Origin of the sequence: Streptomyces sp. H39-S7, from assembly GCF_027158205.1 — a bacterium.
In the GTDB taxonomy this organism is placed as follows: Bacteria; Actinomycetota; Actinomycetes; order Streptomycetales; family Streptomycetaceae; genus Actinacidiphila.
Map to the genome: position 1 here is coordinate 27625 of NZ_JAPVLU010000022.1, position 15836 is coordinate 43460.

16 protein-coding genes are annotated in these 15836 nt (G+C 71.0%); 9 read left to right on the plus strand and 7 right to left on the minus strand.

Annotated features, from left to right (window positions below):
- Positions 1-222: 222 nt before the first annotated feature.
- From O3X23_RS21940 to O3X23_RS21960, 5 genes are all read left to right on the plus strand, one after another.
- Positions 223-1170: an SPFH domain-containing protein gene (locus O3X23_RS21940; RefSeq protein ID WP_269273180.1), complete on the plus strand. Its 948-nt coding sequence runs from the start codon at positions 223-225 to the stop codon at positions 1168-1170.
- Complete coding sequence (locus O3X23_RS21945) at positions 1116-1409, plus strand: hypothetical protein (RefSeq protein WP_443047930.1); 294 nt, start codon at positions 1116-1118, stop codon at positions 1407-1409. Before O3X23_RS21940 ends, O3X23_RS21945 begins: the two co-directional genes overlap by 55 nt.
- Positions 1410-1489: 80 nt before the next feature.
- Positions 1490-2014: a PadR family transcriptional regulator gene (locus O3X23_RS21950; protein WP_269273182.1), complete on the plus strand. Its 525-nt coding sequence runs from the start codon at positions 1490-1492 to the stop codon at positions 2012-2014.
- Positions 2011-2712: an ABC transporter ATP-binding protein gene (locus tag O3X23_RS21955; RefSeq protein ID WP_269273183.1), complete on the plus strand. Its 702-nt coding sequence runs from the start codon at positions 2011-2013 to the stop codon at positions 2710-2712. The genes O3X23_RS21950 and O3X23_RS21955 overlap by 4 nt, the downstream gene beginning before the upstream one ends.
- Positions 2709-5129, plus strand: coding sequence for an FtsX-like permease family protein (locus O3X23_RS21960; protein WP_269273184.1), 2421 nt, complete (start codon positions 2709-2711; stop codon positions 5127-5129). The genes O3X23_RS21955 and O3X23_RS21960 overlap by 4 nt, the downstream gene beginning before the upstream one ends.
- A gap of 33 nt (positions 5130-5162) precedes the next feature.
- Here the strand turns inward: O3X23_RS21960 and O3X23_RS21965 are convergent, their stop codons facing one another.
- Entirely contained in the window at positions 5163-6125 is a 963-nt protein-coding gene (locus O3X23_RS21965; RefSeq protein ID WP_269273185.1) for a hydrogen peroxide-inducible genes activator, read from the minus strand.
- Positions 6126-6272: 147 nt separating this feature from the next.
- Here O3X23_RS21965 and O3X23_RS21970 point away from each other — a divergent pair, with 147 nt between their 5' ends.
- Positions 6273-6827: a peroxiredoxin gene (locus O3X23_RS21970; RefSeq protein ID WP_269273186.1), complete on the plus strand. Its 555-nt coding sequence runs from the start codon at positions 6273-6275 to the stop codon at positions 6825-6827.
- Between the two features lie 6 nt (positions 6828-6833).
- Entirely contained in the window at positions 6834-7367 is a 534-nt protein-coding gene (locus O3X23_RS21975; protein WP_269273187.1) for an alkyl hydroperoxide reductase, read from the plus strand.
- A gap of 71 nt (positions 7368-7438) precedes the next feature.
- Here O3X23_RS21975 and O3X23_RS21980 read toward each other — a convergent pair whose 3' ends face one another.
- The 4 genes from O3X23_RS21980 to O3X23_RS21995 form a co-directional block, all read right to left on the minus strand.
- The gene (locus O3X23_RS21980; protein WP_443047931.1) at positions 7439-8836 is read right to left on the minus strand and encodes an AI-2E family transporter; all 1398 of its coding nucleotides are present in this window, start codon (positions 8834-8836) and stop codon (positions 7439-7441) included.
- A 189-nt stretch (positions 8837-9025) separates the two neighbouring features.
- The gene (locus tag O3X23_RS21985; protein ID WP_269273189.1) at positions 9026-9715 is read right to left on the minus strand and encodes a transglycosylase SLT domain-containing protein; all 690 of its coding nucleotides are present in this window, start codon (positions 9713-9715) and stop codon (positions 9026-9028) included.
- A 426-nt stretch (positions 9716-10141) separates the two neighbouring features.
- Positions 10142-11461, minus strand: coding sequence for a PhoH family protein (locus O3X23_RS21990; protein ID WP_269273190.1), 1320 nt, complete (start codon positions 11459-11461; stop codon positions 10142-10144).
- 433 nt (positions 11462-11894) lie between these two features.
- Positions 11895-12656 carry an isoprenyl transferase gene (locus tag O3X23_RS21995; protein ID WP_269273191.1) on the minus strand — a complete coding sequence of 254 codons (762 nt, stop codon included), beginning with the start codon at positions 12654-12656 and terminating at the stop codon, positions 11895-11897.
- Positions 12657-12782: 126 nt separating this feature from the next.
- On the opposite strand from O3X23_RS21995, the gene mgrA reads away from it, so the two are divergent.
- A complete protein-coding gene (gene mgrA / locus O3X23_RS22000) occupies positions 12783-13826 on the plus strand; it encodes an L-glyceraldehyde 3-phosphate reductase (RefSeq protein WP_269273192.1) in 1044 nt (347 codons plus the stop codon).
- Between the two features lie 61 nt (positions 13827-13887).
- On the opposite strand, the gene O3X23_RS22005 is transcribed toward mgrA, so the two are convergent.
- Positions 13888-14595, minus strand: coding sequence for a prepilin peptidase (locus O3X23_RS22005; RefSeq protein WP_269273193.1), 708 nt, complete (start codon positions 14593-14595; stop codon positions 13888-13890).
- A gap of 104 nt (positions 14596-14699) precedes the next feature.
- On the opposite strand from O3X23_RS22005, the gene O3X23_RS22010 reads away from it, so the two are divergent.
- Positions 14700-15143 (plus strand): DUF192 domain-containing protein, encoded by a 444-nt coding sequence (locus tag O3X23_RS22010; RefSeq protein ID WP_443047934.1) that lies wholly within the window; start codon positions 14700-14702, stop codon positions 15141-15143.
- 18 nt (positions 15144-15161) lie between these two features.
- Here the strand turns inward: O3X23_RS22010 and O3X23_RS22015 are convergent, their stop codons facing one another.
- A complete protein-coding gene (locus O3X23_RS22015; RefSeq protein ID WP_269273195.1) occupies positions 15162-15653 on the minus strand; it encodes a hypothetical protein in 492 nt (163 codons plus the stop codon).
- Positions 15654-15836 lie beyond the last annotated feature (183 nt).

The window sequence follows — 15836 nt, forward strand, 5'->3', positions numbered from 1 at the left end:
GGTGGGTCGCGGCGGCCCCGCGCACGGTCGGCGCGCGGCCGGCGACCAGCCTTTCCGGCCCCGATGACGCAGCCCCGGCGCACGTGGACACCCCCTCCGTGCCCCGGGGCTGCATCGCGTTCTCATCCCCCGTGTCCCCGACAGGCCCCCCGTCCCGATTAATGTGTTATCACTAAGCTAGCTGCGCGAACGAGCGCGGCGAGCATCGTGAACGGGGGACCCATGTCCGAGAACCACACCGGCGATCTCCAGCCCGAGATCCCTGAAATGCCCGCCCCGAAGGTCACCGAGCGGGTGGCCGCCGGCATGCCGGGGCTGCCCTTCCTGCTGATCGCCTTCCCGGTGCTCTTCGGCGGCATCGCGCTCTTCGCCTTCGGCATCGTCCAGGCCAAGGAGAGCGGCGGAGCGCTCGCGGGCGCCCTGATCGGCGCCGGCGTGGTGATCGCCCTCGCGGCCTTCATCACCATGTTCGGCCTCACCCAGGTCGCCCCCGGCGAGGCCCGCGTCTGCCAGCTCTTCGGCCGCTACCAGGGCACCATCCGCCAGGACGGGCTGCGTTGGGTGAACCCGTTCACCAGCCGCCGCAAGATCTCCACCCGGATCCGCAACCACGAGACCGCGGTCCTGAAGGTCAACGACTCGTACGGCAACCCGATCGAACTGGCCGCCGTCGTCGTCTGGCAGGTCAGGGACTCCGCACAGGCGGTCTTCGAGGTCGACGACTTCGTGGAGTTCATCGCGATCCAGACCGACACCGCCGTCCGGCACATCGCCACCAACTACCCGTACGACGCGCACGACGTGGAGGGCCTGTCGCTGCGCGGCAACGCCGAGGAAATCACCGAGAAGCTCTCCGTCGAGATCGCCGCCCGGGTCGGCGCGGCCGGCGTGAAGATCATCGAATCCCGCTTCACGCACCTCGCGTACGCCCCCGAGATCGCCTCCGCGATGCTCCAGCGCCAGCAGGCCGGCGCGATCGTGGCCGCCCGCCAGACCATCGTCGAGGGAGCGGTCGGCATGGTCGAGTCCGCTCTCCTCCGGATCTCCGAGCAGGGCATCGTGGAGCTCGACGAGGAGCGCAAGGCCGCCATGGTCAGCAACCTGCTCGTGGTCCTGTGCGGCGACCGCGCCGCACAGCCCGTACTCAACACCGGGACCCTCTACCAGTGACGGAACCCACCGGCCGCACCGCCCGCAAACAGGTGCTGCTGCGGCTCGACCCCGCCGTCCACGACGCCATCGCGACGTGGGCGGCGAACGAGCTCCGCAGCACCAACGCGCAGATCGAGTTCCTGCTGCGCCGCGCGCTCGCCGAGGCCGGGCGCCTCCCCGGCGCCGCCAAGCCGATCGCCCGCCGGGGCCGGCCGCCCCGGACGGCAGAGCCGCAGGAGGACCCGAACGAGAGCTAGGAGAACCTGACCGACCTGCGAGAACGCACTACACACCACGTCTATACACAGCACGTATACACGTCATGTAGAGTGCTCGCATGTCAATCGGCCACACCCTGCTCGGGCTTCTTGAGTCCGGCCCACGCCATGGTTACGACCTCAAGCGCGCCTTCGACGAACGCTTCGGCCACGACCGCCCGCTGCACTACGGGCAGGTCTATTCGACGATGGCCCGGCTGCTGAAGAACGGGCTCGTGGAGGTCGAGGGCATAGAGCCCGGCGCCGGCCCCGAGCGCAAGCGCTACGCGATCACCGACGCCGGACTGACCGACGTCGAAACGTGGCTCGCCCAGCCCGAGAAGGCCGAACCGTACCTGCAGACGACCCTCTACACGAAGGTCGTCCTCGCACTGCTGACCGGCCGCAGCGCCGTCGACCTGCTGGACACCCAGCGCGCCGAACACCTGCGCCTCATGCGCGAGCTGACCCGCCGCAAGTCCAGCGGCGACCTCGCCGACCAGCTCATCTGCGACCACGCCCTCTTCCACCTCGAAGCGGACCTGCGGTGGCTGGAACTCACCGCCGCCCGGCTCGACCAGCTCGCGACGGAGGTACGCAAGTGACCAGCTCGACCCCCCAGGCCGGCGCGCCACTCCTCTCCGCCGACGCCCTGCACAAGACCTACGGCCCCACCCCCGCCCTGGACGGCGCCGACTTCACCATCCGCTCCGGCGAGGTCGTGGCCGTCATGGGCCCCTCCGGCTCCGGAAAGTCGACACTCCTGCACTGCCTTGCCGGCATCGTGCGGCCCGACGCCGGCAAGGTCCTCTACCGCGGGGAGGAGCTGTCCGCCATGTCCGACGCCCAGCGCAGCGCCCTGCGCCGCGGCGACTTCGGATTCGTCTTCCAGTTCGGCCAGCTCGTCCCCGAACTGACCTGCGTCGAGAACGTCGCGCTGCCGCTCCGGCTCAACGGCACCAAGCGCAAGGAGGCCGAGCGCCTCGCCACCGAGTGGATGCACCGGCTCGAGGTCGACGACCTCGGCCACAAGCGCCCCGGCGAGGTCTCCGGCGGCCAGGGCCAGCGCGTCGCGGTGGCCCGCGCACTCGTCGGCGGACCCCGCGTGATCTTCGCGGACGAACCCACCGGCGCCCTGGACTCCCTCAACGGCGAACGCGTCATGCGGCTGCTCACCGACGCCGCCCGCGACACCGGCGCGGCCGTCGTCCTGGTCACCCACGAAGCACGGGTCGCCGCGTACTCCGACCGCGAGATCATCGTGCGCGACGGCAAGTCCCGCGACATGGAGCGCGTCGCGTGAGCCCCGACCGTACGACGCCCACCGACGCTCCCACGCCGACCGCCCCCCGCACCGACGCCCGCACATGGGCCCGTGACCTCGCCCTCGGCGCCCGCTTCACGCTCGCCGGCGGCAGGGAAGGCTGGATCCGCAACCTGCTGACCGCCGTCGGCGTCGGCCTCGGCGTGGCCGTCCTGCTGCTCGCCGCCGCCGTCCCGGCGATGCTGGACGCCCGCTCGCACCGCAGCAACGCCCGCGACGACCTGTACTTCGGCGAGAAACTGCGACCGACCGCCTCGACGATGCTGGTCGACAACACCGACACCACGTACCACGACGACGACGTCCACGGCCGGGCCCTGCGCCCCGACGGCGACAAGCCGCCGGTACCGCCCGGCCTGACGAAGATCCCGGCCCCCGGCGAGATGGTGGTCTCCCCCGCGCTCGGGAAACTCCTGGACTCCCCCGACGGCAAGCTGCTCAAGGAGCGGCTCGACTACCGCGTCACCGGCACCATCGCCAAGAGCGGCCTGCTCGGCCCCAAGGAACTCGTCTACTACGCGGGCGACGACACCCTCACCGACGCCCACGCCACCCGCATCGACAAGATCGGCGGCACGCAGCAGAACTCCGAGGGCCTCGGGGCGATCCTGACCCTGCTCGTCATCATCGGCCTCGTCGTGCTGCTGATGCCGGTGGCCATCCTGATCGCCACCGCCGTCCGCTTCGGCGGCGAACGCCGCGACCGGCGGCTCGCCGCACTGCGCCTGGTCGGCGCCGACTCCCGCATGACCCGCCGCATCGCGGCCGGCGAAGCACTGGTCGGCGCCCTCGCCGGACTCGTCTTCGGCCTCGGGTTCTTCCTCCTGGGACGGCACTTCACCGGACAGATCGAGCTCTACCGGATGAGCGTCTTCCCCTCCGACGTCCGGCCCGGCACCGGCCTCGCCCTGCTCATCGTGCTCGGCGTCCCCGCCGCGGCCGTCGCCGTCACCGTCCTCGCGCTGCGCGGCATCGCCATCGAACCCCTCGGCGTCGTCCGCAACGCGGCGCTGCGCAAGCGCCGCCTGTGGTGGCGGCTGCTCATCCCCGTCGCCGGCCTGGCGCTGCTGGCCCCCCTGTTCGGCGCCATCCAGGGCACCGCGGACGTCAACCCCTACCAGGTCTCGGCCGGCGCGATCCTGCTGCTCGTCGGCGTCACCGCCGTCCTGCCCTGGTTCGTCGAACTGATCGTCAACCGCTTCGGCGGCGGCCGGGTCCCCTGGCAGCTCGCCACCCGCCGCCTGCAGCTCAACAGCGGTGCGTCCGCCCGGATGGTCAACGGCATCACCGTCGCGGTCGCCGGGGCCATCGCCCTGCAGATGCTGTTCAGCGGCATCGAGAACGACTTCACCTCCAGCACCGGCAAGGACCCGGACCGGGCCCAGATGCAGGCGAGCGTCGAGGTCGCGAACGGCCCGCAGGCGAACGCCGCGATCAGCGCGTACCGGACCACCCCCGGAGTGCGCTCGGCGCTCGGACTCGTCCAGACGTTCGCCATCCCCGACGGCGCCGCGGCCAAGGCGAAAGCCACCGGCGGCCCCGACGCGATCAACGAGATCTCCTCCTTCCCGGTGACCGTCGGCGACTGCGCCGCGCTCGCGGAGATCGCCGCCGTCGGCGACTGCGCCGACGGCAGCGTCTACCGCGTCCTGCCGGACGCCTCGTACCTGTCCGACGCGCCCGCCCTCCCCGCGCCCGGCGGACGGATCGACCTCAACAGCCCGGAGGACGGCGTCTTCACCGGACCCCCGCACCCGTGGGCCGCCCCGGCGCACACCCGCACGGTCAAGGCCCGCAAGAGCCCCAACGGCGACGTGGAGTGGGGCATCCTCGCCACCCCCGCCGCCCTGGACGTGGCCGGCACACAGGAACCGCGCGCCAAGGTGCTCATCAAACTCGACCCGCAACGGCCCGACGCCGAAGAATACGTCCGCAACACCACGGCCCGGCTCGGCGCCGGCGCGGAGACCTACACCCTCGAAAGCACCCGAACGGCGCGCAAGTACACCAGCATCAAGCGCGGCCTGCTCATCGGCGCGGTCACCACCCTGCTGCTGATCGGCGTCAGCCTGCTGGTCTCGATGCTGGAGCAGCTGCGCGAACGCAAGAAGCTGCTCGCGGTACTGATCGCCTTCGGCACCCGGCGCTCCACCCTCGGGCTGTCCGTGCTGTGGCAGACCGCCCTACCGGTAGCCCTCGGCCTGTCCCTGGCCGTCGTCGGGGGCCTCGGACTCGGCTCCGTGCTGCTGAAGATGGTCGGCGCACCCATCCGCCTGGACTGGGCGAGCGCCGCGACCATGTCGGGTGTCGGGGCGGGCGTCGTCCTGCTCGTCACCCTGTTCAGCCTGCCGCCGCTGTGGCGCATGATGCGCCCGGACGGCCTGCGGACCGAGTAGTCCACCGGCACGCGTCGGCCGGGCCTGCTTCCCTCAGGCCCGGCCGGCGTCCTCCGCCGCGTCATCCTCATCCAGGACGCGGACCGGCAGCGGCCGCAGCGCCTCGCGCAGCGCGGCCGCGAAGGCCGTGAACTCCTCCGCACGGGCGGTCCCGCTCCGCATCGCGAGCGCGATCCGCCGCGACGGCGCCGGATCCGCGAAGTACCCCGTCGACAACTGGTCGTTGCGCCCCGTCTCCACCAGCAGCGCGGTCCGCGGCAGCAACGTCACCCCGAGCCCGCCGGCGACCAACTGCACGAGCGTGGACAACCCGGCCGCGGTCGTCGTCACCGGCACCCCGCCCGGCCGCCCCGCCTCCCGGCAGATGTCGAGCGCCTGATCCCGCAGGCAGTGCCCCTCGTCGAGCAGCAGCAGGTCCATCTCCCGCAGCGCCTCCCGCGGGATGGCCTGCCGCCCGGCCAGCCAGTGCCCCTGCGGCGCCACCACGGCAAAGTCCTCGTCGAACAGCGGCAGTTCGGTCACCCCCGGCATCCCGAGCGGCACCGCGAGCAGCAGCAGGTCCAGCCGCCCGCCGGTCAGCCCCTCCAGGAGCGACGACGTCTGCTCCTCGTGCACCTGCAGATCCAGCGCCGGGTACCGGAGGTGCACCAGCCGCAGCACCGTCGGCAGCAGATACGGCGCGACGGTCGGGATCACCCCGAGCCGCAGCACCCCGGTGAACGGCGCCCGCGCCGCCTCCGCCTCCTCCATCAGCTCCCCCACGGCGTCGAGCACGCTCCGTGTCCGCGCGGCGATCCGCTCCCCGGCGGCGGTGAGCAGCACCTTCCGCGTCGTCCGCTCGACCAGCTGCACCCCCAACGTCTCCTCCAACGCGGCAACCGCCCCGGACAGCGCCGGCTGACTCGTCCCGATGGACGCCGCCGCATCCCGAAAGTGCAGGTACTCGGCCACAGCGGCGAAGGCCCGCAACTGGGGGAGGCTGGGCTGCTTGCTCATGGCCGCTCCGGGGCTACTGATAGGTCACTCCGATCAACGTGGTCGAGTCTAGCTATTTCTGCGATCAATGATCTCCATGGGAAGCTCTTATACGTCCAACCCTCTGGAAAGCCCCAAAAAGGATTTCCTACGTTACAAGGAGAGCGCGTGCTCACTGTCGGTGACAAGTTCCCCACCTACGACCTGACCGCCTGCGTCGACCTCGACGCGGACAAGGCCTTCGCCCAGATCGACCACAAGTCGTACGAGGGCAAGTGGCGTGTGGTGTTCTTCTGGCCGAAGGACTTCACCTTCGTCTGCCCGACCGAGATCGCCGCGTTCGGCAAGCTGAACGACGAGTTCGCCGACCGCGACGCGCAGATCCTCGGTGTTTCCGGGGACTCCGAGTTCGTGCACCACGCCTGGCGCAAGGACCACGCCGATCTGCGTGACCTGCCGTTCCCGATGCTCGCGGACTCCAAGCACGAGCTCATGCGCGACTGCGGCGTCGAGGGCGAGGACGGCTTCGCGCAGCGTGCCGTGTTCATCGTCGACCCCAACAACGAGATCCAGTTCACGATGGTGACCGCCGGCTCCGTGGGGCGTAACCCCAAGGAGGTGCTGCGGGTGCTGGACGCGCTGCAGACCGACGAGCTGTGCCCGTGCAACTGGAGCAAGGGCGAGACGACTCTCGACCCGGTCGCGCTCCTCTCGGGCGAGTGATCCGGTATGTCACTGGACAACCTCAAGTCGGCGCTGCCCGACTACGCCAAGGACCTGAAGCTGAACCTCGGCTCGGTCATCGGTAACTCCGAGCTCCCGCAGCAGCAGCTGTGGGGCACGGTGCTCGCCGTCGCCATCGCGTCGCGTTCGCCGCGGGTGCTGCGCGAGCTGGAGCCGGAGGCGAAGGCCAACCTCTCGCCCGAGGCGTACACCGCCGCCAAGTCCGCTGCCGCGATCATGGCGATGAACAACGTCTTCTACCGGACCCGGCACCTGCTGTCGGACCCGGAGTACGGCACGCTGCGCGCGGGGCTGCGGATGAACGTCATCGGCAACCCGGGTGTGGAGAAGGTCGACTTCGAGCTGTGGTCGCTGGCGGTCTCCGCCGTCAACGGCTGCGGCCAGTGCCTGGACTCGCACGAGGCCGTGCTGCGCAAGGCGGACGTCTCCCGCGAGACGATTCAGGAGGCGGTCAAGATCGCCGCCGTCGTGCAGGCGGTCGGCACGACGCTGGACGCCGAGGCCGTCATCACCGGCTGAGCAGCCCTGACGCGGTACGCGAAGGGCCCCCGACCTGATGGTCGGGGGCCCTTCTGTGCGTGCGGGGGAAGCTAGTCCGCTTCCGCCACGGCGGCGACCGGTGCCGGGGCGCCCGCGACCGCGACGTCGCGCGGGGCCGCCTCGGTGGCCACGGCGGCTTCCCGGGCGTGGGTGCGGAGGTAGCCGACGACGGTGTTCGTCACGGCGACGAGCGGGACCGCGACGACGGCGCCGCCGATGCCGGCGATGAGCGAGCCGGCGGCGACGGAGAGGACCACGGCCAGCGGGTGGACGCGGACAGCGCGGCCGAGGATGAAGGGCTGCAGGATGTGCCCCTCGATCTGCTGGACCGCGAGCACCACGATGAGCACCATCAGGGCCGTGAACGGCCCCTCGGTCACGAGTGCGACGACCATCGCCAGCGCGCCGGAGGCGACGGCGCCGACCAGCGGGACGAAGGCGGCGACGAAGATGACGACGGCCAGCGGCACGGCCATCGGCACGTTCAGGAACCAGATGCCGACGCCGATGAAGACGGCGTCGATGAGAGCCACGATCACCGTGCCGCGCACGTAGAGCGTCAGCGTCCGCCAGGCGCGCGGCCCGGCGCCCGCCAGTCCGTCGCGGGCGGCGGCGGGGAAGAGCTTGAGGGTCCAGTTCCAGATGTTGCGGCCGTCGTAGAGCAGGAAGAGCGTGCTGAACATCGCCAGCAGCACGCCGGTGAGCAGTTCGACGATGACGGTGACGCCCTGGAGCCCGGCGTCGGTGATCGCCTTGGTGTTGGTGCTGATGGTGTCGGTGAGGTTCGTGGCGATCTGGTTGATCTGGTCCTCGGTGACGTGGAACGGGCTGTTGAGGAGCCAGCGCTTCATCTCGGCGACGCCGTCGGTGAGCTTGGTGGACAGGTCGTCGACGTTGTCCATCACCTGCCAAACCACGAACCAGCCGACGAGGCCCATCAGCACGAAGCCGCCGACGAAGGTGATGCCGGTGGCGAGGCCGCGCGGGACTCCGGCGCGCTTGAGGCGGCCGACGACGGGTTGCAGCAGGGCGGTGATGAGGAGGGCGGCGACGAAGGAGAGGACGACCAGCTGAATGGCGCCGATGATCCGCATCAGCACCCAGACGGTGCCGGCCAGCACGAGCAGCCGCCAGGCGACCTCGGCGCCGACGCGCATGCTCCACGGCACGACGGCGAGCGGGTCGGGCAACTGGACGGCCGGTGCCTGCGGTGGGTGGACGGGGCCCGCCACGGCCTGGGGCGCGGGCCGCGGCTCCGAGGCGGAATCCGACCCGCGTTCGGTCTCCTGCGGGACGTCCTGCCCTGGCCCGGGTCTCGGCTTCGGCGGCGGGGCGTCGGGCTGTTCGTCCTGCTCGGCCGTCACCTCGGCGCGTCGCTCGTCGAGGCGGTCGGCGAGCTTGGCCAGCTTGGAGGCAGCCATCGCACTCCAGTGGCGCTTTTCCGACATCGCGTTCCCCTACCCCTGTGTTCCGGCACCAGCACCGGCTCCGGCACCGGTGAGGAGGACGACGTTACCCGTGTCCGGGGTTGCCTCTCCGGGCGCCTGCCCCGTGTACGCGTGCGGTAACGCGCATGCCCCCCGACCCTGTGGGGTCGGGGGGCATGCGCACAAGCCGGGCAGGTGCCGCGCTGCGGCTCAGTACGAGTGGTGCTGCTGCCAGTAGGACCAGGCGCCGCACGGACTGTCGTAGCGGCTGTTCATGTAGTTGAGGCCCCACTTGATCTGCGTGGCCGGGTTGGTCCGCCAGTCGGCGCCGACGGACGCCATCTTGTTGCCCGGGTACGACTGCACGAGGCCGTACGCGCCCGAGGACGGGTTGGTCGCCGTGTAGTCCCAGCCGCTCTCGTGCTCCACGATGTTGGAGAAGCACTGGAACTGGCTGGAGCCGACGATCTGCAGGGCCATGGCCTTGACTTCGGCGGTCGAGTACGAGCTCTTGACCGCGAACGTCGCGCGCTCGGCGGAACGGCTCGCTGCTGCCTTCGCTTCCGTCTCGCGGGCTTCCTTCGCCTTGGCGGCCGCTTCGTCAGCGGCCTTTTTCTTGGCGGAGGCGTCCTTGGCGGCCTGCTGGCGTGCGCTGTCCTCGGCTGCCTTCTTCGCTGTCGCTCGGGCGGCGTCGGACTGTGCCTGCGCCTGCTGCGTCAGAGAAGCCTGCTGAACCTGCTGGCCAGCGGGTATGTCCGCGAGTACGGTCGTCGCGCCTGCGGCCTCGACAGGCTGGTTGGAGCCCTGGTCAGCGCCTGCTGCGACGCCGACTACGGCGCCCACGGTGGTGACTGCGGTGGCCGAGGCCACTGCGAATCCCCGGACCGAGATCCGGCTCACACGGTTGTCCTTCCAGCACCGTCCGCGTGGTGACCTCGCGGACGAAATCGTGCCCCTGAACGCTGGCCTCCCCTTGTTCCGGACCGCGAGCGGTCCGACTGGTCACGGGGGCACGGGCCCGGTGCGGGTCCCTTGCGGGATTCCGCGTGGTGCTCGGGCGGCTTACGGCGGCAACGCTGTTGAGTTCTTGGGGTTCCACACCGCTGGGGGTGTGGGTGTGCCGTAAGCGGGGCCTGACAGCGTCACACCCTAGCGGGAAGGGAACGCCGTCAAGCAATTTTCCGCTGCGTGGCAAACGTCACACGGCCTCTTGTCCGGAAACCATCGGCGCGGCGCCCCCCATAACGCTAGGCTGCTGCGCCCCTTGGGGACGCAGCAGCCTCAACTCACGCACGGTTACCGGGATATGGCCCGGATATGCCCCACTTATGTCCCGTTGTCCTCCAGCAACTCCGTCACCAATGCGGCGATCGGGGAGCGTTCGGACCGGTTCAGTGTGATGTGCGCGAAGAGCGGATGTCCCTTGAGCTTCTCGACGACGGCCACCACACCGTCGTACCGCCCGACCCTCAGGTTGTCCCGCTGTGCCACGTCATGGGTCAGAATGACCCGCGATCCGGCACCGATACGCGACAGAACGGTCAGCAGGACGTTCCGTTCGAGCGACTGGGCCTCGTCCACGATCACGAACGCGTCGTGGAGCGATCGGCCGCGGATGTGGGTGAGCGGCAGCACTTCGAGCATGCCCCGCGCCACGACCTCCTCGATGACCTCCTTCGATGTCACCGCGGACAGGGTGTCGAAGACGGCCTGAGCCCAGGGGCTCATCTTCTCCGACTCACTGCCCGGCAGGTAGCCCAGCTCCTGTCCGCCGACCGCGTACAGCGGCCGGAAGACCATCACCTTGCGGTGCTGCTGACGCTCCAGCACGGCCTCCAGGCCCGCGCACAGCGCCAGTGCCGACTTGCCGGTGCCGGCCCGTCCGCCCAGCGACACGATCCCCACGTCGGGGTCGAGCAGCAGGTCGAGCGCGACCCGCTGTTCGGCGCTGCGGCCGTGCAGGCCGAAGGCCTCCCGGTCGCCGCGCACCAGTCGCACCCGGCCGTCCTCGGTCACCCGGCCGAGCGCCTTGCCGCGCTCGGACTGGAGGACCAGTCCGGTGTGCACGGGCAGGTCGCCCGCCTCGGGCAGGACGATGACCTCCTCCGCGTAGAGCCTGTCCACCTCCTCCGCGTCGACCAGCAGCTCCTCCATACCGGTCCAGCCCGACGTGATCGCCAGTTCGGCCCGGTACTCCTCGGCCAGCAGGCCGACGGAGGAGGCTTTCACCCGCAGCGGCAGGTCCTTGGAGACGACCGTGACGTCGTACCCCTCGGCCTGGAGGTTGCGGGCGACTGCCAGAATGCGCGAGTCGTTGTCACCCAGCCGGAACCCGACGGGGAGCACCCCGGGGTCCGAGTGATTCAGTTCGACGCGGAGCGTGCCACCCAGCTCGCCGATCGGGATCGGGGCGTCGAGGCGCCCGTATTTGATCCGGAAGTCGTCGAGCAGCCGCAACGCCTGGCGGGCGAAGTAGCCGAGCTCTGGATGGGCCCGCTTGGCCTCCAATTCCGTGACCACCACCACGGGGAGCACAACCTCGTGCTCTTCGAAGCGGGTGAGGGCGTTGGGGTCGGCGAGCAGGACGCTGGTGTCGAGGACGTAAGTGCGCCGGTCGTGCTCCCGGCGATTCTTGCTTTTCACCACGTGTGGACGAACCCCCTCGGGCAGAGGTCGGGGTGCGACGACGTCGCGCTGTACTGGGCCGGGACCGGGCGCGTGGGCCGGTCCCGGCCCTCCGTATACGGCACGTCCGTGGGCAATGGGCCTCCCGGGCGGACGAACCTGGGTGCCGTCCGCTGTTGACCGGTGTATGCCCTCGAAAGAGGGTGCCTATGCGAATGCATATGACAGCTGTGCCATCAATCCTGGCGCGGGCCCGAAAAAACTGCGGCAGATGAACGGAAGGTACTGCGGCAGATGGCCGAAGGAGGCTACGGAGAAGCCGTTCGGGGCCGGCGCGGGGCGGCGGCCGGGGTCAGCCGGAGGGGTGGCCGAGGCGGCCGCGGTTGCGCGGCCCGTCGGACGTGGTGGGGCGGCGCCGCCCGCGGTGACTACGGGCGGCGGCGTCCCCGGGTGGCTACGAACCGTAGCGGCGGTGGCGCGCCGCGTAGTCACGCAGCGCGCGCAGGAAGTCGACCTTGCGGAAGGCCGGCCAGAAGACTTCGCAGAAGTAGTACTCGGAGTGGGCGCTCTGCCAGAGCATGAAGCCCGAGAGCCGCTGCTCACCGCTGGTGCGGATGACGAGGTCCGGGTCGGGCTGGCCGCGCGTGTAGAGGTGCTCCGCGATGTGCTCGACGTCCAGCAGCTCGGCGAGGTCCTCGATGGACGTGCCGCGGCCCGCGTGCTCGTGCAGCAGCGAGCGCACCGCGTCGGCGATCTCCTGGCGGCCGCCGTAGCCGACCGCGACGTTCACGAGGATGCCCTCGACGCCGTGGGTGGCCTGCTCGGCCTCCTTCAGCACCGACTGGGTGCGCGCGGGCAGCATGTCCATCGTGCCGACGTGGTGGACGCGCCAGCGGCCGGTCTCGGCCAGCCCGCTCACCGCGCCCTCGATGATGCCCAGCAGCGGGACGAGCTCCTCGGCGGGGCGGTCCAGGTTGTCGGTCGACAGCAGCCAGAGCGTGACGACCTTGACCCCGGTCTCCTCGCACCAGCCCAGCATCTCGGCGATCTTGTCGGCGCCGGCCCGGTGGCCCTGCTCCGTCGTGCCGCCCGCAGCCTTGGCCCAGCGCCGGTTACCGTCCAGGATCACGCCAATGTGCTTGGGGCCCTGAGTCAGATCGAGGCGGTGCTCCACTCGGCGGGCATACAGCCCATACACCAGGTCGCGCAGATTCATCGCGTACCAGCCCCTCCAGCGCTCGTCACCCGATCGCCACAGTACTGCGCGCGACGGCGAGCGCACGAACCGGGTGCCCGGCTTCCGGTTCTGATCAGGGGCCCTGGGGCGTGATAGGCAGAGCCCATGAATAACCGTTCCCTCTACCGCGCCGCCGACGAGCGCTACGACTCCATGGAGTACCGCCGCACCGGCCGCAGCGGATTGAAGCTGCCCGCGATCTCGCTGGGCCTGTGGCACAACTTCGGTGACGACCGCACCCTCGACTCGCAGCGCGCGATCCTGCGCCGCGCCTTCGACCTGGGCGTCACCCACTTCGACCTGGCCAACAACTACGGCCCGCCCTACGGCGCCGCCGAGTCCAACTTCGGGACGATCCTGGCGCAGGACTTCCGCCCGTACCGCGACGAGCTGGTCATCTCCAGCAAGGCCGGCTGGGACATGTGGCCGGGCCCGTACGGCGACGCCGGCTCCCGCAAGTACCTGCTCTCCTCGCTGGACCAGTCGCTGTCCCGCATGGGCCTCGACTACGTCGACATCTTCTACTCGCACCGCTTCGACCCGGAGACCCCGCTCGAGGAGACGATGGGCGCCCTGGCCTCCGCCGTCCAGCAGGGCAAGGCGCTCTACGTCGGTATCTCGTCGTACAGCCCCGACCGCACTCGCGAGGCGGCCCGCATCCTGCGGGAACTGGGCGTTCCTGCGCTCATCCACCAGCCCTCGTACTCGATGATCAACCGCTGGATCGAGGACGACGGGCTCCTCGACGTCCTCGACGAGGAGGGCATGGGCTGCATCGGCTTCGTGCCGCTCGCGCAGGGCCTGCTGACCGACAAGTACCTCGGCGGCATCCCCGAGGACTCCCGCGCGGCCCAGGGCAAGTCCCTCGACCCGGGCCTGGTCAACGACGAGACGGTCGCGCGGCTGCGCGCCCTCAACGACATCGCGCAGAGCCGCGGCCAGTCCCTCGCCCAGCTCGCGCTGAGCTGGGTGCTGCGCGACGAGCGCGTGACGTCCGCGCTCATCGGCGCCTCGTCGGTCAAGCAGCTGGAGGCGAACGTGGCGGCGGTCGGCGCGCCGAAGCTCACGACGGAGGAGCTGGCGGAGATCGACAAGCACGCGGTGGAGCCGGAGGGCGTGAACCTCTGGTCGGTGAGCAGCGAGGCGTAGCGCTCGTCCCGGGGCGGGGTGTCGTCCGTGCCGTCTGTGTTATCCGTGTTGTCCGCGGGTTTCAGACGGTGGCCAGCAGCACTCCGCCCAGGGCGCCGATCAGCATGAACGGCCCGAAGGGCATGGGCGTCTTACGGTTCGCCCGGCGGGTGGCCAGCAGGACGAGCCCGGCGACGGCGCCGAGCACGAAGCCCGCGAAGGTGCCCGCGAAGAGCATCGGCCAGCCGTACCAGCCGAGGGCCAGGCCGAGTGTCGGCGCGAGCTTCACGTCGCCGAAGCCCATGCCGGCCGGGTTGATGAGGAACAGCAGGAAGTAGACGGCCCCCAGGACCACCCCGCCGAGCAACGCCCGCGGCCAGGAACCCTCGTGCCCCGGGAGCAGAGCCGCGGCGCCCAGCAGGGCGGCCGTGGCGGCCAGCGCGGGGAGGGTCAGCACGTCGGGGAGGCGGAAGACGGCCAGGTCGATGCGGGCCAGCAGCACGCCGAGCGGCACGAGCAGCAGCCACACGACCAGTTCGGGACGCGCCCCGACGAGCGCGGCGAGCGCTGCGCAGGCGGTGACGCAGAGCAGCACGGTGCCGTAGGGCTTCCGCCCCGCGCTCTTCCCGCCGATCCAGCCGCGCGGGCCGCTCGGGTAGGGCCGGCCGTCCTCGTCGTCCGCGCGCACCGGCTCCCCGGACGCGACGGCGAGCCGGTGCGCGGCACGCGGCAGCGCGAGGCCCGCCGCGATTCCCCAGACGGCGGCGACGGCGGTGAGGTAGACAGACATCCGGTGTCCTCCCGTGCGGGACGGATTCGGCACGGCGCGGGAGGCGCGGGCCCTGCGGGTTTCGGGGGCCGAGGCTACACGGAGGTGCTGGTCGGGTGGGTCGGATGAATGCGGTGCGCCGGTGGCGGGACGGCGGGGGCACCTTGCGGATCGCCGCGTCAGGCACGCACGGGTCGAGCACCTACGGATCGAGCACGAATGGGTCGACCACGTACGGATCGAGCACGCCCGGGGAGCCGCCTCCGTCCATCCCCCTGGAGATCGCCGCGTCGTACCGGGCCAGGACCCGCGGACTGCTCGGGCGCGACGGCCTGGACGGAGCGCTGCTGCTCACCCCCGCGACGAGCGTGCACACCGTCCGGATGCGCTTCGCGATCGACGTCGCCTACCTGGACCGCCGGCTCCGCGTCCTGGCGGTGCGCACCATGCCCCCCGGCCGCCTGGGACGACCCCGACTGCGCGCGCGGCACGTCCTGGAGGCCGAGGCGGGCGCGATGGAGCGCTGGGGGGTGCGGCGGGGAGTGCGGCTGGAGATCGGGATGGAGTGACGGGCCCGCCTCCGGACTTCAGCTGACGTCGATGCTGTTGATGATCTTCCGCAGTTCGGTGGGCCAGCCGTCGACGTCGGGCCCGGTCACGCGGACGAGGACGGGACGGCCGCGGCTGTCGGTCGTGGCGATCTCGACGGCGCGGTTCCTGCTGCCGTCCGCCACGCGCTCCACATACCCGACCTCCGTCGCGGGACGGCCGTCGATCGTCAGGGGCCGTGGGCGGACGCCGCGCCGGGTGGCGCCGCCCGGCCGCACCGTGATCTCGCCGACCTGACGGCCACCCGCGCCACGGAGCACGGCGGAGGCCTGCGCGCCGGCGTCGGCGCTCCCTTCGGAGGGCCGCAGTTCCTCCCACACCTTCGGATGCGCGAGGGCCACCGAGCCGCCGCGCATCACCTTCCATCCCTCGGGCGCCCCCTCGCCGACGGAGCACCCGGCCGCTCCTACGACAGCGCCGGCAAGGCCGGCAGCGCCCACCACTGCCCGATACATACCTTTTGTCCGCATGACGCCAATCTAGGGTCAGCGTGCGGTGCGCAGCCGGTCAGCACGCCGCGCGACGGTCGTCCCACCGCAACAGCGCTCACCCCCGACAAGGAGAGACCCGCCATGGGAGATCCGACCGGCAGGACGGCACTGGTGACCGGGGCCTCGCGCGGCATCGGGCGCGGCAACGCGCGGCGCCGCGGC

Excerpts from the sequence above, each read along its gene's own strand:
- O3X23_RS21995 (WP_269273191.1), bottom strand. The coding sequence starts at position 12,656 with ATGAATCTGCGCGACCTGGTGTATGGGCTGTATGCCCGCCGAGTGGAG.
- mgrA (WP_269273192.1), top strand. The coding sequence starts at position 12,783 with ATGAATAACCGTTCCCTCTACCGCGCCGCCGACGAGCGCTACGACTCC.
- O3X23_RS21940 (WP_269273180.1), top strand. The coding sequence starts at position 223 with ATGTCCGAGAACCACACCGGCGATCTCCAGCCCGAGATCCCTGAAATG.
- O3X23_RS21950 (WP_269273182.1), top strand. The coding sequence starts at position 1,490 with ATGTCAATCGGCCACACCCTGCTCGGGCTTCTTGAGTCCGGCCCACGC.
- O3X23_RS21980 (WP_443047931.1), bottom strand. The coding sequence starts at position 8,836 with ATGTCGGAAAAGCGCCACTGGAGTGCGATGGCTGCCTCCAAGCTGGCC.
- O3X23_RS22010 (WP_443047934.1), top strand. The coding sequence starts at position 14,700 with ATGAATGCGGTGCGCCGGTGGCGGGACGGCGGGGGCACCTTGCGGATC.
- O3X23_RS21975 (WP_269273187.1), top strand. The coding sequence starts at position 6,834 with ATGTCACTGGACAACCTCAAGTCGGCGCTGCCCGACTACGCCAAGGAC.
- O3X23_RS21965 (WP_269273185.1), bottom strand. The coding sequence starts at position 6,125 with ATGAGCAAGCAGCCCAGCCTCCCCCAGTTGCGGGCCTTCGCCGCTGTG.
- O3X23_RS22005 (WP_269273193.1), bottom strand. The coding sequence starts at position 14,595 with ATGTCTGTCTACCTCACCGCCGTCGCCGCCGTCTGGGGAATCGCGGCG.
- O3X23_RS22015 (WP_269273195.1), bottom strand. The coding sequence starts at position 15,653 with ATGCGGACAAAAGGTATGTATCGGGCAGTGGTGGGCGCTGCCGGCCTT.